At 65.9% G+C, this 19,562-nt stretch carries 15 protein-coding genes and 1 tRNA gene; 11 read left to right on the top strand and 5 right to left on the bottom strand.

The window, feature by feature from the left end; genetic code table 11:
- The first annotated feature begins 1 nt into the window (after position 1).
- Positions 2–2,701 (top strand): phosphoenolpyruvate carboxylase, encoded by a 2,700-nt coding sequence (gene ppc / locus EJC47_RS08010; RefSeq protein WP_126846684.1) that lies wholly within the window; start codon positions 2–4, stop codon positions 2,699–2,701.
- Positions 2,702–2,765: 64 nt separating this feature from the next.
- Positions 2,766–3,596: an alpha/beta fold hydrolase gene (locus EJC47_RS08005; protein ID WP_185867604.1), complete on the top strand. Its 831-nt coding sequence runs from the start codon at positions 2,766–2,768 to the stop codon at positions 3,594–3,596.
- 3 nt (positions 3,597–3,599) lie between these two features.
- Here the strand turns inward: EJC47_RS08005 and EJC47_RS08000 are convergent, their stop codons facing one another.
- The 4 genes from EJC47_RS08000 to EJC47_RS07985 all read right to left on the bottom strand — a co-directional run bounded on the left by EJC47_RS08000 (position 3,600) and on the right by EJC47_RS07985 (position 8,966).
- Positions 3,600–4,211: a YbhB/YbcL family Raf kinase inhibitor-like protein gene (locus EJC47_RS08000; RefSeq protein ID WP_126846680.1), complete on the bottom strand. Its 612-nt coding sequence runs from the start codon at positions 4,209–4,211 to the stop codon at positions 3,600–3,602.
- Positions 4,212–4,315: 104 nt separating this feature from the next.
- On the bottom strand, positions 4,316–4,891 hold the full coding sequence (locus EJC47_RS07995) for a DedA family protein (RefSeq protein WP_126846678.1): 576 nt from the start codon (positions 4,889–4,891) through the stop codon (positions 4,316–4,318).
- A gap of 127 nt (positions 4,892–5,018) precedes the next feature.
- A complete protein-coding gene (locus EJC47_RS07990) occupies positions 5,019–7,094 on the bottom strand; it encodes a S9 family peptidase (protein WP_126846677.1) in 2,076 nt (691 codons plus the stop codon).
- 45 nt (positions 7,095–7,139) lie between these two features.
- Positions 7,140–8,966: a methyl-accepting chemotaxis protein gene (locus EJC47_RS07985; protein ID WP_126846676.1), complete on the bottom strand. Its 1,827-nt coding sequence runs from the start codon at positions 8,964–8,966 to the stop codon at positions 7,140–7,142.
- A gap of 234 nt (positions 8,967–9,200) precedes the next feature.
- Between EJC47_RS07985 and EJC47_RS07980 the strand changes: the two genes are divergently transcribed.
- Positions 9,201–10,994, top strand: coding sequence for an aminopeptidase P family protein (locus EJC47_RS07980; protein WP_126846674.1), 1,794 nt, complete (start codon positions 9,201–9,203; stop codon positions 10,992–10,994).
- On the opposite strand, the gene EJC47_RS21350 is transcribed toward EJC47_RS07980, so the two are convergent.
- Positions 10,984–11,118, bottom strand: a complete 135-nt coding sequence (locus tag EJC47_RS21350) for a hypothetical protein (RefSeq protein ID WP_260591516.1) — start codon at positions 11,116–11,118, stop codon at positions 10,984–10,986. The two genes, EJC47_RS07980 and EJC47_RS21350, sit on opposite strands and share 11 nt — an antisense overlap.
- An 80-nt stretch (positions 11,119–11,198) precedes the next feature.
- Here EJC47_RS21350 and EJC47_RS07975 point away from each other — a divergent pair.
- The 8 genes from EJC47_RS07975 to EJC47_RS07940 all read left to right on the top strand — a co-directional run bounded on the left by EJC47_RS07975 (position 11,199) and on the right by EJC47_RS07940 (position 19,207).
- Positions 11,199–11,273, top strand: a tRNA-Thr gene (locus EJC47_RS07975).
- Positions 11,274–11,565: 292 nt separating this feature from the next.
- Positions 11,566–12,777, top strand: coding sequence for a DUF932 domain-containing protein (locus EJC47_RS07970; RefSeq protein WP_126846672.1), 1,212 nt, complete (start codon positions 11,566–11,568; stop codon positions 12,775–12,777).
- 124 nt (positions 12,778–12,901) lie between these two features.
- On the top strand, positions 12,902–15,037 hold the full coding sequence (locus EJC47_RS07965; RefSeq protein ID WP_260591515.1) for a ParB/RepB/Spo0J family partition protein: 2,136 nt from the start codon (positions 12,902–12,904) through the stop codon (positions 15,035–15,037).
- Between the two features lie 65 nt (positions 15,038–15,102).
- Positions 15,103–16,146, top strand: a complete 1,044-nt coding sequence (locus EJC47_RS07960) for a DUF7146 domain-containing protein (protein WP_126846670.1) — start codon at positions 15,103–15,105, stop codon at positions 16,144–16,146.
- Between the two features lie 303 nt (positions 16,147–16,449).
- On the top strand, positions 16,450–17,367 hold the full coding sequence (locus tag EJC47_RS07955) for a DUF2493 domain-containing protein (protein WP_126846848.1): 918 nt from the start codon (positions 16,450–16,452) through the stop codon (positions 17,365–17,367).
- A 415-nt stretch (positions 17,368–17,782) separates the two neighbouring features.
- Positions 17,783–18,010, top strand: coding sequence for a recombinase family protein (locus EJC47_RS07950; RefSeq protein ID WP_126846668.1), 228 nt, complete (start codon positions 17,783–17,785; stop codon positions 18,008–18,010).
- A 217-nt stretch (positions 18,011–18,227) separates the two neighbouring features.
- Positions 18,228–18,812: a recombinase family protein gene (locus EJC47_RS21570; RefSeq protein ID WP_185867603.1), complete on the top strand. Its 585-nt coding sequence runs from the start codon at positions 18,228–18,230 to the stop codon at positions 18,810–18,812.
- 56 nt (positions 18,813–18,868) lie between these two features.
- Entirely contained in the window at positions 18,869–19,207 is a 339-nt protein-coding gene (locus tag EJC47_RS07940; protein WP_126846664.1) for a hypothetical protein, read from the top strand.
- Positions 19,208–19,562 lie beyond the last annotated feature (355 nt).

Below are 19,562 nucleotides of genomic sequence, written 5' to 3'. Positions count from 1 at the left end.
GATGGCAACCCTCCCCGGCATCGCAAACAATCCCGACATCCGCTTCCTGGGCAAATTGCTCGGCGATGTCATTCGCGCTTATGGCGGGGATACGCTGTATCAGCGGACCGAATATATCCGCGCCGCCTCGGTCGACCGGCATCGCGGCGGGACCGATGTCGATCTCGGGCTCGACCGGCTCAGCCTCGACGAAACGCTCGATTTCGTGCGCGGCTTCATGCTGTTCTCGATGCTCGCCAATCTCGCCGAGGATCGCCAGGGCGTCACCGCCGAACGCGGGGCGGACCTTGCCGCCGCGCTTGAACGGCTGGCGGCCGAGGGCATCGACAAGGCGCAGGTGATGCACCTGCTCGATCACGCGCTGATCGCCCCCGTGCTGACCGCGCACCCGACCGAAGTGCGCCGCAAATCGATGATCGACCACCGCAACCGCATCGCCGCGCTGATGCTGCTGCGCGACGGCGGCGCCACGGAAACCCCCGATGGCGACGATGTCGAAGAAGCGATCCTGCGCCAGATCGCCTTGCTGTGGCAGACGCGCGTGCTGCGCCGCGAGCGGCTGTACGTCACCGACGAAGTCGAAACCGCGCTCAGCTATTTGCGCGAGGTGTTCCTGCCCGCCCTCCCCGCGCTCTACCAGCGCTGGGACCGCGCGCTTGGCGAACGCGTGCCAAGCTTCGTGCGGCCGGGCAGCTGGATCGGCGGCGACCGCGACGGCAACCCCTTCGTCACCGCCGACAGCCTGACCACCGCGCTGGCCAAAGCCAGTGAGGCAGTGCTGGTCTATTATCTCGACGCGGTCCACGCGCTCGGCGCCGAACTGTCGATCTCGACCGATCTCGCGCCCGCCGATGCGGGCGTGCAGGCGCTGGCCGAGGCGAGCGGCGACGCCGCCGAAAGCCGCAGCGACGAGCCCTATCGCCGCGCGCTGTCGGGCATTTACGCGCGCCTCGCCGCAACGCACCGCGCGCTCACCGGCAAGCCCGCCCCCCGCCCCGGCGCGCTGAAGGGCGAACGCTACCCCGATCCACAGGCCTTCCGCGCCGATCTCGTGATCATCGCGCGCGCGCTGCGGCAGGAAGACCATCAGGGGGGCGGAGCCTTGTCCTCGGGCGGCGCGCTCGGGCGGCTGGTGCGTGCGGTCGAGACCTTCGGCTTCCATCTGGCGACGCTCGATTTGCGCCAGAACAGCGCGGTGCACGAACGCGTCGTCGCCGAACTGCTCAAGGTCGCCGGCGTCGAGGGCGATTATCTCAGCCTCGGCGAATCGCAGCGCGTGTCGCTGCTGCGCCACGAACTGTCCAACGCCCGCCCACTCGCCAGCCCGTTCGCCGCCTATTCGGACGAAACCCAGTCCGAACTCGCCATCCTGCACGCCGCCGCACAGGCGCACGCCACTTATGGCCCGGCCTGCATCGCGCAGCATATCGTGTCGATGGCGCAATCGGTGTCGGATCTGCTCGAACTCAACATCCTGCTGAAGGAAGTCGGCCTGTACCGCCCCGGCGGTGCCTCGGGCGAGCCGTCGAGCGCAGCGATCATGGCAGTGCCGCTGTTCGAGACGATCGGCGATCTCGAGGCCGCCCCCGCCATCATGACCGAATGGTTCGCGCTGCCCGAAGTTCGCGGCATCACCGCCGCGCGCAGCTTCCAGGAAGTGATGATCGGCTATTCGGACAGCAACAAGGACGGCGGCTATCTCACCTCGACCTGGAGCCTGTCCAAGGCATCGACCGCGCTGAAAAGCGTGTTCGCAGACGCCGGCGTCGGCATGCAATTGTTCCACGGCCGCGGCGGCGCGGTCGGGCGTGGCGGCGGATCGTCCTTCGCCGCGATCCGCGCGCAGCCGCCCGGCACGGTGCAGGGCCGCATCCGCATCACCGAACAGGGCGAAGTGATCGCGGGCAAATATGGCACGCGGGACAGCGCGATGACCAATTTGGAGGCGATGGCCTCGGCCACCCTGCTCGCCAGCCTGGAGCCCGAGGCGCTGTCGGCGGCGGACACCGCGCGCTTCTCGGCGGCGATGGACACGCTCTCCGCCTCCGCCTTCCACGCCTATCGCGATCTGGTGTACGGCAGCAATGGTGACGATCGCGGCTTCCGCACCTTCTTCCGCCAGATGACGCCGCTTGCTGAAATCTCCGGCCTCAAGATCGGCAGCCGCCCGGCGAGCCGCACCAAATCCGACCGGATCGAGGATCTGCGCGCCATCCCCTGGGTGTTCAGCTGGGCGCAGGCGCGCGTCATGCTGCCGGGCTGGTACGGCGTCGGCCATGCGCTGGCGGCGTTTCCGGACAAGGGCCTGCTCGCCGAAATGGCGCAAGGCTGGCCGTTCTTCGCTGCCAGCCTCGCCAATATGGAACAGGTGATCGCGAAATCCGACATGGGCATTGCCGCGCGCTATGCCGGGCTGGTCGAGGATCGCGCGCTTGCCGATGCGATCTTCCCGCGCATCGAAAGCGGCTGGCAGCAAGCGCATGACGGGCTGTTGCAAGTGACCGGCCAATCGCGCCTGCTGGAGGCGCACCCCGCGCTCGACGCCTCGATCCGCCTGCGCCTGCCCTATATCGAGCCGCTCAACCTGCTCCAGATCGAACTGATCAAGCGCCGCCGCGCGGGCGACGAGGACCCCCGCATCGGCGAGGGCATCCTGCTGTCGATCAACGCGATCGCGACCGCACTGCGCAACAGCGGCTAGGGTTGCTCGCTTTCCTCCCTTGTGTATTATATTGATACTACACAAGGGAGGTGCCGCAATGTGGATGGCAACGAGGCTTACGCTGGCTTTGGCCGCGTGCATGACGTTTGCGGCGGCAGCACAGGCAAACTGCTCCGCGACCAAGATCGCGATCGGCCACCAGCGCCTTTTCGTCGATCTCGGCGGCAACGGGCCGGTGACGCTGGTGTTCGAAGCGGGCAATGGCGACGATTCGCGGGTCTGGGCCAATTTGGTGCCGAAAGCGCAGGCGCTTGGGGTACGGACCTTCGTGTATGATCGCGCCGGGCTGGGCCAGAGCGACCGGCGACAAGGTGCCTATTCGATCGACAAGGACGTGCGCGCGCTACGGGGCGCTCTGGATCGCTGCGCGGTGCAAGGCCCGGTAATCCTGGTCGCGCACTCTTATGGCGGCTTCATCGCCCATCTGCTGGCCGCGCAGGACCGGCGCGTCGCCGGAATGGTGCTGGTGGATGCCAATATCCCCGCCTTTTTCGATCCGGCCGAAACCGAAGCCATCGTCGGGCGCTATCGCCCGCAATATGCGGCCCTTCGCGCCCAAGCTCCGGCGCTGGCTGAACTGCTGATCCCGATCATCGAGGCCTATCCAAAGACGGCGCGACGTGCGCGCGCGGTCGCCCTGCCGCCTGCTTTGCCGGTGATCGACATCGTGGCGGAACGGTCCTGGGCGGAGACGCCGGACGAGGCGGCCCGGATGCGGGCCGCGCACGCGGCCTTCGTCGCAGCGAATCCGCGACGCAGCGCGATGCTCGCCGACGGCAGCTCGCACGCCGTGATGAAAGACCGCCCCGATGTCGTTCTCGCCGCAATCACGCAAATGGTCGCGCAGGTGCGGGGCGAAAAGACAGGACGCTAACGGTCAAGCAGGCGCAACGCCCGGATCGAGCGTTGCGGAGAGCACCTGACCCCGCGCGTACAGCCCGGTCAGCATCCCCGCACCGATCACATGGCCCGCAATCGCGTTGAGCACCGCGCCGCGCCCAGGTGCCTCGCCCAAGTCGGCGGCCGGGCAATCGAGCGCAAACAGTTGGAAGACGTAGCGATGCTCGCCATGCCCCTTGGGCGGATCGGGCGCGAGCCAGCTTTGCGAGAGGAAGGAATTCTTGCCGGTGTCGCCAGTTGCGGCATCGGCAACGATCGCCCCTTCTGCCAGCGTGTGCATTCCCGCCGGCAGGCCCCACACAATCGCGTGGACCAGCGGCGCGGGCGTGGGCGAATCGGCATCCTCGACGATCAGCGCCAGGCTCTGCGTGCCCGGCGGTAGTGCGTCCCATTCGAGCGGCGGCGATACGCCCGCGCCGTCGGCGGTGAAGCGCACCGGCATCTCCGTCCAGTCGGCAAAGGCAGGGCTGCTGAGCGCAATCGGTGCGAAACCGCTGCCCAGGGCCGGGTTGACGATGACCAGATGCTCCGCGCCCGCACGCACCCCGCTGAGCGAAGCGCCAAGCCATTCGGGAAGATGTTCGAGCATCGCTGCGACCTTTTTGTGGGTTTACGCCTTGAAGCCCTGGACGAGGCAACAGGTTCCGCGCGACCCTGATAAAAGCCGCGCCGCGCCGAAATACGTATCACTCCTCATGCGTCCGCGCGCGTGCGCGTGCGCCACCAATGCCACCCCCCGACCAGTGCGGCGAGCGCGACCCCGCCCGCCGCTAAGATCAGAATGGCATGCCGATCGGGCAGCAAGCGCTCGATCGCTTTTTCAAAGCCGTGGCCGAACAGATAGCCGACGCCGGTAAACACCACGCCCCACACAATGGCCGAGACCCCGTTCACCAGCACGAACAGCCGCGCCGACACCCTGGTCGTGCCGATCGCCACCGGGCTGATCGTGCGGAAGCCATACAGAAAGCGAAAGGCGAAGATGAAGCCGATCGGATAGCGTTCGAGCAACCCCAGCGCGCGTTCGAACAGCGCGCGCTGGCGCACGCGCCTCACCCACGGCCGATCGCGGAAATAGCGGCCGAGCGCAAAGAAGATCTGGTCGGCCAGGAACGACCCCGCCGCCGCCGCCGCCATCGCGCCCGGCAAGGAAAACAGCCCCTTATGCGCCAGCAACCCGCCGGCGATCACCACCGTCTCGCCCTCGATGCCAGCACCCGCGAACAAGGCAAGCAGGCCGTATTTGGCGATGAGGGCTTCGATGCTCAACCGCGCGCCCTTCCATCGTCACCCCGGGCTCGTCCCGGGGTCCACCGGGATGCGCATCCTGCGGCGAAGGGATATCCGGCACGGTGGACCCCGGGACAAGCCCGGGGTGACGACATGCTATAGCGCCTCACCCCTCAATGCCGAGCTGCCACAGCACGAAGGCATGCTCCTCCGCACCCTCGCGCAAACTTTCGAAGCGGCCCGATTTGCCGCCATGCCCAGCGCCCATATTGGTCTTGAGCAGCAGCACATTGTCGTCGGTCTTGGTGGCGCGCAGCTTGGCCGCCCATTTGGCCGGCTCCCAATAGGTCACGCGCGGATCGTTGAGGCCGCCCGAAATGAACAGCGGCGGATAGGCCTGCGCCTTCACCTGGTCATAGGGCGAATAGCTGCGGATCAGCTCGAACGCGGCCTTGTCCTCGATCGGATTGCCCCATTCGGGCCATTCGCCCGGCGTCAGCGGCAAGTCGGCATCGAGCATGGTGTTGAGCACGTCGACGAACGGCACATCGGCAATCACCGCGCCCCACAATTCGGGGTCGGAATTGACCACCGCGCCCATCAATTCGCCCCCGGCCGAACGCCCGGCAATTGCGATCCGCCCCGCCGACGTCCAGCCATCCGCGATCAGCCCCTTCGCGACATCGACGAAATCGTTGAAGGTGTTGGTGCGCTTTTCCAGCTTGCCGTCGAGATACCATTGCTGGCCCAGATCATCGCCGCCGCGAATATGCGCAATGGCATAGGCAAAGCCGCGATCGAGCAGCGACAGCCGCCCGGTCGAAAAGCCCGGCGGAATCGCATAGCCATAAGCGCCATACGCATAGAGGAACAAAGGACGCGACCCGTCGCGCGGGAAGTCCGCCGGATAGACGATCGACACCGGCACCTGCGTGCCGTCGCGCGCGGTGATCTTAAGCCGCTCGGTGCGGTATTTCGCCGCCTGATAGCCGCTCGGGATTTCCTGCACCTTGAGCGTGGTCAGCTCGCCCGTCGCCACGTCATAATCATATTCGGTGCCCGGCGTGACCATCGACTCATAACCGACGCGCAGCACCTGCATCGCATATTCGGGATTGTTGCCGAGCCCCGCATCATAGCTCGCCTCGGGGAAGCGGATGCGCTGCGGCGCGATGCCCTCCTCATAGCGGTGAATCTCGATCTGATCCAAGCCATCCTCGCGCCCGTCGACGATGAAGAAGTCGCGGAAGCAATCCACCCCGGTCATGTAGAAATGCGGCGACGGCGCGATCTTCTCGACCCATTCGCCCGGCGCCGAGATATGCGCGGTGCACAGCCGAAAATTGGGGTCGGTGTCGTTGGTGTGGATGAACAGCGTGTCGCCATGCATGTCGACATCATATTCACGCCCGACCTGGCGCGGCGATACGCAGAGCGGCGTCGCCAGCGGGTCGGTCGCGGGCAGCAGATAGATTTCGCTGGTCACATGGTCGCCGCTCGACAGCACGATCCACTTGCGGTCGCTCGTCTCGCTGACGCCAACGCGGAAACCCTCATCGGCTTCCTTGAACAGTTCGATATCGTCAGCGATCGGCGTGCCCAGCCAGTGCAGCCGCGCATTGTCGGTGCGCCATTGGTCGTTGGCGAGGCCATAGAGAAAGCCCGTGTCGTCGGCGGTCCACACGATTTCGGACAGCATCCCCGGAATGACATCGGGCAAATGCTCGCCCGTGATCAGATCCTTGACGCGCACCTCGAAGCGTTCCGAGCCATTGTCGTCGATCGCATAAGCCAGCAGCCGCCCATCATTGCTGACCGAAAACGCGCCCAGCCGGAAATATTCCTTGCCCTCGGCCAAAGCCGGTTCGTCGAGGATCAAAACGTCCTGGCTCTTGTCCTCGCCCGCTGCGACCGGCCTGCGCCACCATTTGCGATACTGCCCGCCGGTTTCGAACGCGGTCCAATAGACCCAGTCGCCGTCCTTTTGCGGAACCGAGCTATCGTCTTCCTTGATGCGGCCCTTCATCTCTTCATACAGCCGGTCGATCAACGGCCGGTGCGGTTCCATCACGCTCTCGAAATAGGCGTTTTCGGCCGCGAGATAGGCGAGCACATCCGCGTCATCGACCTCGGGATAGTTCGGGTCCCTCAGCCAGGCATAGGGATCCTCGATCGTGTGCCCATGCAGGGTGAAGCTGTGCGGGCGCGTGGCGGCGACGGGGGGCGAGAGCGGTTCGGTCATCCCCTCTCCTACCCGCTTGCCGCAGGTCAAGTCGAGGTGTCGCGGTCAGGTGCGCTGGAGCGTCCGCGACGGTGCCAGCCGGACCGTGCGTCCGGTCGGTGCCCGACGCGGAGCCGGTTCCGTCACACGCCCCGGCTCGATCGCAACCGGGGCATCGCCATCACGGCTGTCATACCGAAACGCCGCCGCGCGCGCCGCCAGCGTGGCGATATCCTGCGCCAGCGTCGCCGCCGTGGCGGAGGTTTCGGTCACCATCCCGGCATTCTGTTGCGCGATCCGGTCGAGTTGCGTCACGGCACTGGTGATTTCGCCGATTGCTTCGGCCTGCGCGGCATTGTCGCTGGCGATCGCCTGGGTCAGCGCGACCGCATCGGTGCAACTCGCCACGATCGTTTCGAGCGCGCCATGCACCAGCCCGACCGCGTCGACCGCGACCGCCACTTCCTGCTGCGTTGCGCTCAGTTGGGTGCGCGCGCGCTTGGCTTCCTCCTCGGCGCGCATCGCCAGCGTCGAGACCAGATCGGCCACGACGGCAAAGCCGCGCCCGGCCTCCCCGGCCCGCCCCGCCTCGACCGCCGCATTCATCGCCAGAACGCGCGTCTGAAAGGCGATCTTGTCGAGGCCCTCGATCACATCGTCGATGCCGGCGGCACTGCTGGAAACGCGGTTCATCGCCTCCATCGCGCCATCGGCACGCACGCGCACTTCGCCCGCCGCCGCCAGCGTCGCTTGCGATCCGTCGGAGGATTTGTGCGCCGCCTGCACCGTGCTGCGCAACCGCGCGTCCATCCGCCCGACTGCGGCGGAGGTCTGTTCGATGACTGCGGCGCTGCTCTCGGTGCGCTGCGCCAAATCGCCGGTCGCGCGCGCGATCGAATCCGATGCCCCGCCAATCTCGGTGGTCGTCTCCACCACCGCCTGCACCATGGACCGCAAGGTATCGACCGCATCGTTGAGATCGCGATTGACCGCAGCATAGCTCTCCGGGAAGCGCAGCGCCGCACCGCCGCGCAAATCGCCCGCCGCCATCGTCCGCAACACCTGGCCCAGCGCGTCGGCGACCTCCTTCTGCTCGGCACTGGCCTGCGCCTCTTGCGCCGCACGCTCGGCGGCGGCGCGGCGGAAGGTGTCGACCGCGCGCGCCATATGGCCAAGCTCATCGACGCGATCGAGGTGCGGCACGCTGCGCTCCGCGCCGTCGGCCAGCGCATCGGTCGCCTCGACCAATTGCCCGAGCGGGGCCATCACCCGGTGCGTCAGGTACAGACGCGATCCGATCGCCAGCGCGAGGATCGTCACCGCCAGCGCCAGCAAGGCGATCGCGGTGATCGTCAGCGTGGTCTCCGAATGCGCCTTGAGCTCGGCCTGTTGCTTGCCCGCCAGCGTGACGGCGGTGTCGATCCGCGTGCGATGCGCGGCATAGGCTTCGGACACGCTGGCATAGCTGCGGGCGAGCTGCGCCGCGTCGTGCGCGCGTGCGGCGGCGATCATCTGGTCGACCTCTGCCCAGAAGCGCTGGGCAGGCGCATCGGCATCGCGCGTCAAGGCGGTCACCAACGCCGGATCGAGCGTCGAACTGTTCCAATAGGCGTGGCGCTCATCATAGGCCTTGCGCAGCGCCGCCAGCCGCGTCGCGCGCATGTCGACCTCCTCGGGATGGCTGGCGAGCAAGGTCGCCTCCAGAAACGGCTCGAGCACATATTCGGGCGGCGGCAGAATGTCGGCGACATAATCGGATTGCGCCTGGATCTGTTCGCCGATCGGCCCCCCGATCCGCACGAGGTTGATGCCGTAAGCGGCGATCACGATCGCCAGCAACATGGCAACCGTAATCAAGGCCGAGCCGATGCGAAGGCGCTTGGCAATGGACATGAAGGGACGACTTTCCAGCGAAGAGGCGGTGCGACATCATTATAGACGACGCGCGCGCCAAGCGTCGGGCCTGCGCCTATGTCCTACTACGCCGACATCTGGCATTCTTCGCGGATGACCGGAGACATGGTGCCGTCGGCATTGCCCGGGAACCGCCGCCGCGGACTTTTGCCCTGACAAACGTAGCGCATTTCGCCTAACCTTAGCCTAACCTTCCATTCCCGAAAGCCACCCATGTCCGCTTATCCCGCCCGTCTCGTCGCCCTTCGCGCCCAATTGGCGCAAGACCAGCTAGACGGCTTCGTCGTGCCGCTGACCGATGAATATATGTCCGAATATGTCGGGGCTTATGCCCAGCGTCTGGCCTGGTTGACCGGCTTCCAGGGCTCGGCCGGCAGCGCGGTCGTGCTGGCCGAAAGCGCCGCGATCTTAACCGATGGCCGCTATACGCTGCAAGTGCGCGAACAGGTGTCGGCGGACGACTGGCACTATGTCGCCGTCCCTGCGAGCAATGTCGCGCGCTGGCTGGGCGAGCATGCCCCGGCGGGTGGGCGGATCGGCTATGATCCGTGGCTGCACACCAGCGCCTGGGTCGCCGATGCCCGCGCCGCGCTGGCCACGCGCGGGGCCGAACTGGTCGCGGTCGAGCGCAACCCGCTCGATGCCGTGTGGGCCGACCGCCCTGCCCCCTCGACTGCCGTGCTGACGGTACAGGATGAGGCGCATAGCGGGCTCGGCTCGGCCGCCAAGCGCGCGCAGATCGCCGATTGGCTGACAGAGACCAAGGCCGATGCGGTGGTGCTGACCGCGCTCGATTCGATCGCTTGGACGCTCAACCTGCGCGGCAGCGACGTGGCGCACACCCCCGTCGCCCTGGCCTATGCGATCGTCGATGCCGATGGCACCGCCGACCTGTTCGTCGCGCCCGAAAAAGTGACCGATGCGGTGCGCCAGCATCTCGGCAATGCGATTCGCCTGCATCCGCGCGACGCCTTTGCCGATGCTTTGCAGGCCTTTGCCGGCAAGCGCATCGCCGCCGACCCCGAGCGCGCCGTGTCCGCCATTTTCGATTCGCTGACCGCAGGCGGCGCCACCGTCCTGCCGCTGCGCGATCCGGTGGTGCTGGCCAAGGCGATCAAGAACCCGGTCGAGATTGGCGGCCACCGCTCGGCCTCCGCACGCGACGGGGCGGCGGTCGCCCGCTTCCTGCGCTGGGTCGAGGCGGAAGCGCCCAAGGGCGGGCTGACCGAGCTTTCCTGCGTCGCCCGGCTGCAAGAGTTCCGCGAGGCGACAGGCGTGTTGCTCGACACCTCCTTCGATACGATCTCGGCGACCGGCGCGCATGGCGCGAGCCCGCATTACCATTCGACCCCCGAATCGAACGCACCGCTCGAACTGGGCCAGCTCTATCTGGTCGATTCGGGCGGCCAATATGCCGATGGCACGACCGACCTGACGCGCGTGCTGCCGATCGGCACGCCGACCGACGAGATGCGCGACCGCTTCACGCGCGTGCTGCAGGGCCATATCGCGCTCGCCACTGCGGTCTTCCCGGTCGGCACCACCGGCGGGCAACTCGATTCGTTCGCGCGCGCGCCTTTGTGGCAGATCGGGCTCGATTATGCGCATGGCACCGGTCACGGCGTCGGTGCCTATCTGTCGGTGCATGAAGGCCCGCAGCGCATCGCGCCGCCGACCTATCCCGGCGGTGGCGCGGCCGAGCCGCTGCGCGCCGGCATGATCCTGTCGAACGAGCCGGGCTATTACAAAGCCGGGGAATACGGCATCCGCATCGAAAATCTGCTGCTGGTCGAGGAACGCCCCTTTGCGCACGGCGTGACGATGCTCGGCTTCGAGACGCTGACTTTCTGCCCGATCGAACGCTCGCTGATCGTCGCCGAGATGCTGAGCCCGCGCGAACGCGCCTGGCTCGACGCATATCACGCGCGAGTCGTTGACGTGATCGGGTCGTATCTGGATGCGGACGAGCGCGCCTGGCTGGCGGCGAAATGCGCGCCTATTGCTTAGGCGCGTCGGGGGCGGTGACGGTGTCAACCGCGTCCAACGCGCGGGCGCGGCCCTTGCGGCGCTTCAGGTTCTCGCGCAGCGCCGCCGCCAGCCGCTCGGCTTTTTCCGCATCTTTCGTCGCCACTTCGCCACACGCTCCTTGACAATGTCCGCTCCAGCGGCTCTTAGGCCGCTTCCGCCCGCGCCGTAAGGCGCTTCGGACATGCTGCCGTAGCTCAGTGGTAGAGCGCATCCTTGGTAAGGCTGAGGTCGTGAGTTCAATCCTCACCGGCAGCACCAGCATCCTCCTGATTTAGCACAAAAACTTCCCCGAAAGGGGCGCAAGCTAGGCCTTACGCGGGAGCCGCTCTGGGCTAACGTAATAACCGCGTAATCAGATGCCGGCGTAGTGCTTTCGGCGTAAAATTGTGGGTTGAAGAGGGGAAAGCCTTCCCCTGCCGGCGAGCCGCGTCTCGCCGGCCCCCTTCTGCGGGAGGCCCCGCAACGCCCCAAAAGGAAGAGGAGAGCGGCGATTGCCGTGACGGGTTAAGGTTGAGAGAGAGGCTCTCGGCGCCCGTCATGGAGATTTCCCATGGCGACTATCCTTTCCGATCCGCGTGCCTCCGGTGCGCCGCGCCCGGCCCAGCCCGGCGGGTACAAGGTCGACATCTCGCGGGGCGAACGAATCGGCCGCGTCTCGTCCGAGTGGTTCTCGCGTCCCGATGATGAGCGGTATCTATCGCTGTCGGCGCTCCACGACGCAGTCCTGCGCCGGGCCGAGCACGCGACCGCACGCACCGTGGAGACGCGGGAGGTCCGAGTCGAGGCGAGTCGCGACGATGTCGAGAACCTCGCGCTGGTTCTGCCGGGTCGGGACCAGCCGGTCGCGCCAACCCACTGGTCGTTCGGTCAGCTCTGCAGCCTGGTCGGCGCGCCATCGGGCTATCTGCGCCAACTGCCGGGACCGCTCGCCGGCATCAACATGCAGCATGGGCTGCTGTCGCACCGGGCAGAGCTTATGAAGACCCTGGAAACCGAAGATGGCCGTGTCGAGCTGCGCGCGGTCACGGGTCCAGACTATGGCCGGATCTGGGATCACGAGCTGGTTGCGGCGGTGATGAAGATCGCGGGCAACGGGACCGGCGACACGCGCTGGAAGGTGCCTGGCGTCCTCGACTGGTCGACGATGACGCACAATCCCTTCGTCAAGATCACGAAGGACACAACGACGCTCTATGCATCCGACCGTGACGTCTTCCTGTTCCTAGTCGACGACGCCCATCCGATAGAGGCTGGCCGCCTGCCAAACGGCGACCCTGACCTGTATTTTCGCGGCTTCTACTGCTGGAACAGCGAGGTCGGATCGAAGACGCTCGGCATGGCCTCCTTCTATCTTCGCGCCGTCTGCATGAACCGGAATATCTGGGGCGCCGAGGGGTTCGAGGAAATCAGCATCCGGCACAGCAAGTTCGCCGCCAACCGCTTCGCGCACGAGGCGGCGCCTGCACTGGAGTCCTTCGCGACCTCTTCGCCGATGCCGTTCATCACGGGCATCAAGGCGGCACGCGAACGCGTCGTGGCGCGCACCGATGAAGATCGTACGGGCTTCCTGCGCCAGCGCGGTTTCTCACGGCCCGAGACCGAGAAGATCATCGCGACCGTTCTCGATGAGGAAGGCCGGCCCCCGGCCTCGATTTTCGACTTCGTCCAGGGGATCACCGCACTGGCGCGGGACAAGCCGCATCAGGACGCCAGGCTCGAACTTGAGGGCAAAGCGGCCAAGCTGATGGCGGCCGCGCGCTGATCCACGTCCGTCCCGCCTGAGTTGGCGTGGTCCTCCCCCTTTTAGAGGGAGAGGGCTGCGCCGGCTCCATGACGGGTTGAGGGTCGAGAGAGAGTCTTCCGGCCGCCCGTCATGGAGAAGACCCATGACCAAGCATGTGAAGATCGCGCTCAATGTGTCCCGCGACATCCCGTTCAGCCAGCTCGTGCTGAGCCAGGCCAACGTGCGGCGCGTAAAGGCTGGCGTGTCGATCGACACGCTCGCCGCGGACATTGCGCGCCGCGGCCTGCTGCAGAGCCTCAGCGTTCGCCCGCAGCGTGACGCCGAGGGCAACGAGACGGGGCTGTTCGAAGTCCCGGCCGGCGGCCGCCGTTTTCGAGCCCTTCAGCAGCTCGTAAGGGGCAGGCGGATGGTGAAAACCCAGCCCGTCCCGTGCATCGTGCGCGACGATGCCGAGATCAGCGCCGAGGAAGACTCGCTCGCTGAAAACACCCACCGCGAGGCCCTGCATCCGCTCGACCAGTTCCGCGCGATGCAGCAGCTCGTCCAGGGCGGCACCGACATCGAGACGGTGGCCGCCACCTTCATGGTGACGCCCGCGGTGGTGAAGCAGCGGCTGAAGCTCGCCTCTGTCTCGCCCAGGCTGCACGAGGTCTATGCCGAGGACGGCATGAGCCTCGAACAACTCATGGCGTTCTCGGTGTCGGAGGACCACGCACGGCAGGAACAGGTCTGGGATCTGCTTCAGACGAGCTACAACAAGCAGCCCTACTTCATTCGGTCGAAGCTCACCGAAGATTCGGTGCGCGCCTCGGACAAGCGCGTCAGCTTCCTCGGCCTTGACGCCTATGTCGCCGCCGGCGGCTATGTGCTGCGCGACCTGTTCGAGACCGACGATGGCGGCTGGCTGCAGGATGTCGCCCTGCTCGATCGGCTGGTGGCCGAGAAGCTCCAGACCGAGGCCGCCCGCATCGGCGAAGAGGGCTGGAAGTGGATCGCGGTCGCAGTCGACTTCTCCTACGGCTACGACCACGACCTGCGCGAGTTGCAGGGGGTCCAGCCCGACCTGACGGAGGATGACGAGGCGAAGCTCGCTTCGCTTCGTGCCGAGGCCGACGCGCTCGAAGATGAATGGGCGGGTGGCGGCGACGTGCCCGAGGAGATCGAAGCTCGCGTCACGGCCATCGACGAGGAGATCGCCGGGCTCGTGTCGCGCCCGCTGATCTACGATCCGTCCGAGGTCGCCCGGGCCGGCGTGTTCATCAGCATCGATGGCGATGGCTCGCCCTACATCGAGCGCGGCTTCGTCCGACCGGAAGACGAACCGGCCGATGCGACGGGCAACGGCGAGGAGGCCAGCGCGACGGACGGTGACGACCTTCCCGTTGAACTCGACGACGACCGACCGCAGCGTACCGTCATCAGCATCGGCGGTGCGGCGGCATCCATGCTCGAGGAGGAGGACGAGCAGGAGGACTTGCTCAAACCGCTCCCGGACCGACTGGTGACTGAACTCACCACCCACCGCACGCTGGCGCTCCGCGATGCCGTCGCGGCCCATCCGACGGTGGCGTTCGCGGCCGTTCTGCATGCCTTCGTGCTCGAGACCCTCTATCGCTACACGCAGGTCGAGAGCTGCATGGAGGTGTCGATCCGGGGCGGCAGCCTGTCGGTTCATGCTCCCGGCCTCAATGACAGCATCTCGGCACAGGCGATCGAGCGGCGGCACGATGCTTGGAAAGAGCGCCTTCCCGATGACGCCGAGCAGCTCTGGGATGCGCTCATCGCGTTCGATGGCGACGACCAGGCGGCGCTGTTCGCGCATTGCGCGTCGTTCGGCATCAATGCGGTGTGGGAACCCGGCAATCGCTACAACGATGGCCGCGTCTCGCCGCATAAAATCGAGCGCCGGATCGCGCACAGCCATATCATCGCGCGCGCTGCCGACCTCGACATGGTTGCCGCCGGGTGGAGCGCAGGCGTCGACAACTATCTGGGCCGTGTCACCAAGGCCCGGATCATGGCAGCGGTCGGCGAGGCCAAGGGCAGCGAGGTCGCCAACCGAATCGCCACGATGAAGAAGGGCGACATGGCGAAGGAGGCCGAACGCCTGCTTGAGGGCAGCGGCTGGCTGGCGGAGCCGCTGCGCACGCCAGCAGCCGTTGAGCCCGATGACAAAGCCCCGGATAGCATCGGCGGCGTACCGGCCATCGACAGCGACGCCGGCATTCATGATCCTTCGGACTTGGAGGAGGAACCGCTGGCGATCGCCGCCGAATAGCGTCCGCCTCAGCCCCTGGGGGTTCGCCGACGAGGCGAGCCCCCTTCTTTGTCACGGAGGCCATCATGCCCGACACCGTCGGCGATATTGCCCGCCAACTCGCGCGTGACGCCGAGCGGGTCTGCCGCACCTATCTCCCCGCCGGGCACCGCGAAGGCCATTACTGGCTCGCCGGTGATGTCCAGGGTTCGAAGGGGCGCAGCCTCTATGTCCGATTAAAAGGCGGCGACCACGGCAAGGGCGCGGCCGGCAAATGGACCGATGCTGCGACCGGCGAGCATGGCGATCTGCTCGACCTGATCGCCCTTAATCTCGGCCACGATCAATTGAGCGCGACGCTCGACGAGGCCCGGCGCTATCTCGCACTTCCCAAGGCCGCCGACCATCACGACCGCGACATGGTCCGCGCGCCAGCCGGATCGCGCAAAGCCGCTCAACGTCTCTTTGCGGCCTGCCGTTCGATCGCCAGCACGCCTGCCGAATCCTATTTGGGGGCGCGGCAACTCCATCGTCTGCGGACCGAGCGCTGGCTCCGCTTTCATCCGCGTTGCTGGTACCGGCCATCGGAGGACGATCCGCCTGGCACCGCCAACACATTCCCGGCGCTGATCGCCGCCGTCACCGATGGTGCGGGAACAATCACCGGCATCCACCGCACCTGGCTCGATCCTGCCCGACGCGACAAGGCCGACATTGCCACGCCGCGTCGAGCAATGGGCGACCTGCTCGGGCACGGCGTCCGCCTCGGCAATGCCGGCCCCGTCATGGCGATCGGTGAAGGACTCGAGACGATGCTGTCTTGGCGCATGATGCTTCCCACGATGCCGACGATTGCGACGCTTTCCGCTGCCCATCTCGCAGCACTCGAATGGCCAACGGTTGTCCAGCGCCTCTACGTCGTGCGCGACGATGACGCAGCAGGCGACGCTGCCTGGACACAACTCGACGATCGAGCCGGAACGCGGGGCATCGACCTGATTCCTGTCGTCAGCCCCACCGGCAATGACCTCAACGACGGTCTGATGGCGCTCGGGCGCGATCGGCTCCTGTCCGAACTCGCACCCCAACTGAGATTGGAGGACATCGAGCGTTACCAGATCCGCACCTGACACGAGCATGCTGGCTCGGAGAGCCGCGCGCCGGCCTTCGAGAGGGGCGCTCTGGCGGCAGGGAGACAGCGCCCGCAACGGCCGGAGGCGGCTATTTTCCGCCGCTTGAGGATCGTGCCGATCCCCAAGCTTTGCATCGCGAGCCAAAATAGCCGCCTCCGGCCGTCCTCCGCTTCGCTTCGGCCCAATGCGATACTTCGACATTGAATCACGAGAACCCATGGGTGCGGCCGCCATCTCCCTGCCGCCCGGATGATCGCCCAGGAAGGCCGCGAGGCGCGCGGCTCCGACGAGGAGATCATCATGACCATCGACCCAACCACAGACCAAGAACCGGAAAGCTCGACTACCGCCCATATGCTCGAAGAGCTGGCCTTGTTTGGCTATCGTCCATTCGACGACGAACCCGATCCCCGACCGCTCCCGGAAGCGAGAATTGCCAGCGGGGCAATCGCCGACATGTTCGATGCCATGGTCTCGACCCTTCAGGACACCCGGCTCGAACCCGATCTCGAACCCTTGCTCTGGGGCATCGGCAACATCTTTCACCGCGCGGCCGAACGGATCGAACGCGAATTGGACGACAATGAAGTGGCGCAGCAGCGATCGCAGCGCGAGCAGGATGGCTCCGAGGTCAAATCGGTCGAACTCGAACGGTTGCTACGCGAGGGCACAACCCTGATCGAACGCCGCGACGCCATGGAATTCTTCCGCGAGGCCTGCGCCGACCAATTCCGGCTGCACACTAAACATGCCTGGACGCCGCACAGCGGTTCAATGGTCAATCGCAAGGCGCTTATCAGTAGCATGATCGACAGCCGCGACTTCATCAACGCGCGCAAGCGCGCCAATCGCGAAGTGCTTCTCCCCACCGGCACGAGAATCGCGATTACCGGTGGGGCCGATTATCTGGATCACCGCACGATCTGGGACGCGCTCGATCGGGTCCACGCCAAGCATCCGGACATGGTCTTGCTGCATGGCGGTACGCCCAGCGGCGTGGAACGGATCGCCGCCTGTTGGGCCGATAATCGCAAGGTGACCCAGATCGCATTCAAGCCCGACTGGGCACGTCATGCCAAAGCAGCTCCGTTCAAGCGCAACGACACGATGCTTGAAGCCCTGCCGATCGGTTTGCTGGCATTCCCAGGAACCGGGATCAGTGCCAATCTTGCAGACAAGGCTCGGAAGATGGGCATCCCGATCTGGAGGTTCGATTGAAAGCCGAGTGCGATTGATGACCCAATCCGGTTAGCTTCCGCTTGGCGGGTTCTCGACACAGCGAGGTAGCGGTCTCTCCTGCGGATCAGTTTGAGCGCCCGCTGTCGACCAACTCAAGTCGTTCCTGACTCCCGAGGGAATGACCGCTCCTGCACGAACCGGCCATTCTTGAAATAGTGAGCGGTCCGGAAGCCGTCGCCCAGTAGTGTCGTCCACCTACCGCGCTTAGGCGACCGACATTCTAATTCTGCTGGCGGATAAAAGATCATTCATCCTTTGCCTGCACCCGACACAACCCCGACCGGGATTCCTGCAACCACTGTCGCGAAGCGGCGCTTGCCATCGCCCGTCTGCTTGCGCGCGACCTCGCGCGGATTCATGCTGGCTCCATACCTTCCGACCTGCAGTCATCACAATGAGGGTTGCGATCTACGCGCGCTATTCGACGGACAAGCAGGAGCGCATCTTGATTGCGGTCCAGAACGAGAATGCCCGTGCCTACATCAGAAAGCAGGGCTGGACCGAGGTTAGCGCCCATGCCGATGAAGCCATCAGCGGCGCGGTCATCGCCAAGCGCCCGGGCATGAAGGCACTACTGGCATCTGTGGACCGCAGTGAGGTGGACCTGGTGCTGGCCGGATGAACACGACCGGCTGTCGCGCAGCCGTCGCAGATACCGATGATCTACGAGCGGCTGCTGTTCCTGGGTGTTAGGCTCCATACCATCGCCGAGGGTGAAATCGGGCGGGTCCACGTCGGCCTCAAGGGCACGATGAACGCCGAGCAGCTTGCGGCCATTGCGCGTAGAGGCGCGACGCGCTCGCCAAGCGGTTCCGGGACGGCCAGAACTCGGGCGGTTTGTGCTACGGCTATGCGCTCGACTTCGTTGCCGACGCGCGCGGCGACCGCATCCCCGGACACCGCAAGATCGTATACGCCGAGGCCGAGACGGTAATTCACATCCACGAGCAATACGCTGCCGGTCGCTCTGGCCGGGACATCGCCATGGAGCTCAACGCAAACGGGATTCGCGCCCACGAGGCGGCCGCTGGAGTGCGTCGACCATCAATGGCAACAAGAGCCGGGGCACCGGCATTCTGAACAACCCGCTCTACATCGGCCGTCCGGAGCACCTTCGGCACAGCTACCGCAAGGACCCGGAGAGCGGCGCACGACACGCGTTCCGCAATGCCGAGGACCAGCGGCAGACGGTCGAGGTACCACATTTGCGCATCATCAGCGATGCGTCGTGGGAGCGGGTGAAAGCGAGGCAGGCTCTGGTCGCGCATGGACCACGCACGACCGGCAACGTCGCTCTGGCACCGTTCTGGAGCAAGCAGCGCCCCAAGTACCTGCTGACCGGCAAGCTCAAGTGCGGGGAAGCGGCGCCGGGTACAGCAAGAAGGGCAAGCACCGCGCAGCCTGCCACGCTGCGACCAAGCTAGGGCCGAGCGCCTGCTCCAATCGGCTGACCGTCCACGTGGGCGAACTAGCCACCCAGGTGCTGACTGCGCTGCAGTCCGACCTCATGCAACCCAAAGTCGTCGAAGCCTTCATCGCCGAGTATGTAAGCGAAGCCAACCAGATCGCCCGCCAGCGCGACAGCGGCCGCACCGAGCGCGAGACCGAGCTGAAAGGCGTGCGCGCGCATATCCAGCGCCTGACCAAAGCCATCGTGAACGGCGTGGACGCGACGCTGTTCGCGGCCGAGCTGAACCAGATGGGACGCCGCAGGACGGTGATCGAGCAGCAGCTGGCAGTAAGCAGCAGCGCGGGGCAGACCCTTCCCTGCTTCACCCGCGTCTGGCGCAGATTTACCGCGCGAAGGTCAAGGCGCTAACAACGGCGTTCGAGATCCCCGCGTCGCAAGCGGAAGCGCAGGAGATCATTCGCGGCCTTATCGAGGTTGTAATGCTCACCCCAATCGACGGCCAGCTGCGGGTCGAGCTGAAGGACGACCTCGCGGCCATGCTGCTCATTGGTCATGACGCGAAGCGCAGAAAAGCCCCGGCAGCGGATGCTCTCGAGGCTGTGCAGAAATCGACAGACTCGGGCCGAGATCGACGCCGATCAGCAAAACGTCGACGATCCGCCGCGGCGGATGCAACTGTGCGACCACGGTGCTCGCGACCAGTCCGGCAGGTAGATAGTTAATCAGGTGGCATGCCAGGGCAACGATCGTGCCGGATACTCGT

Source organism: Sphingomonas sp. TF3 (assembly GCF_003985085.1).
GTDB lineage: Bacteria > Pseudomonadota > Alphaproteobacteria > Sphingomonadales > Sphingomonadaceae > Sphingomonas.
This window is presented reverse-complemented; position numbering and strand designations above follow the sequence as displayed.

Excerpts from the sequence above, each read along its gene's own strand:
- ppc (WP_126846684.1), top strand. The coding sequence starts at position 2 with ATGGCAACCCTCCCCGGCATCGCAAACAATCCCGACATCCGCTTCCTG.
- EJC47_RS08005 (WP_185867604.1), top strand. The coding sequence starts at position 2,766 with ATGGCAACGAGGCTTACGCTGGCTTTGGCCGCGTGCATGACGTTTGCG.
- EJC47_RS08000 (WP_126846680.1), bottom strand. The coding sequence starts at position 4,211 with ATGCTCGAACATCTTCCCGAATGGCTTGGCGCTTCGCTCAGCGGGGTG.
- EJC47_RS07990 (WP_126846677.1), bottom strand. The coding sequence starts at position 7,094 with ATGACCGAACCGCTCTCGCCCCCCGTCGCCGCCACGCGCCCGCACAGC.
- EJC47_RS07985 (WP_126846676.1), bottom strand. The coding sequence starts at position 8,966 with ATGTCCATTGCCAAGCGCCTTCGCATCGGCTCGGCCTTGATTACGGTT.
- EJC47_RS07980 (WP_126846674.1), top strand. The coding sequence starts at position 9,201 with ATGTCCGCTTATCCCGCCCGTCTCGTCGCCCTTCGCGCCCAATTGGCG.
- EJC47_RS07970 (WP_126846672.1), top strand. The coding sequence starts at position 11,566 with ATGGCGACTATCCTTTCCGATCCGCGTGCCTCCGGTGCGCCGCGCCCG.
- EJC47_RS07965 (WP_260591515.1), top strand. The coding sequence starts at position 12,902 with ATGACCAAGCATGTGAAGATCGCGCTCAATGTGTCCCGCGACATCCCG.
- EJC47_RS07960 (WP_126846670.1), top strand. The coding sequence starts at position 15,103 with ATGCCCGACACCGTCGGCGATATTGCCCGCCAACTCGCGCGTGACGCC.
- EJC47_RS07955 (WP_126846848.1), top strand. The coding sequence starts at position 16,450 with ATGACCATCGACCCAACCACAGACCAAGAACCGGAAAGCTCGACTACC.
- EJC47_RS07950 (WP_126846668.1), top strand. The coding sequence starts at position 17,783 with ATGAGGGTTGCGATCTACGCGCGCTATTCGACGGACAAGCAGGAGCGC.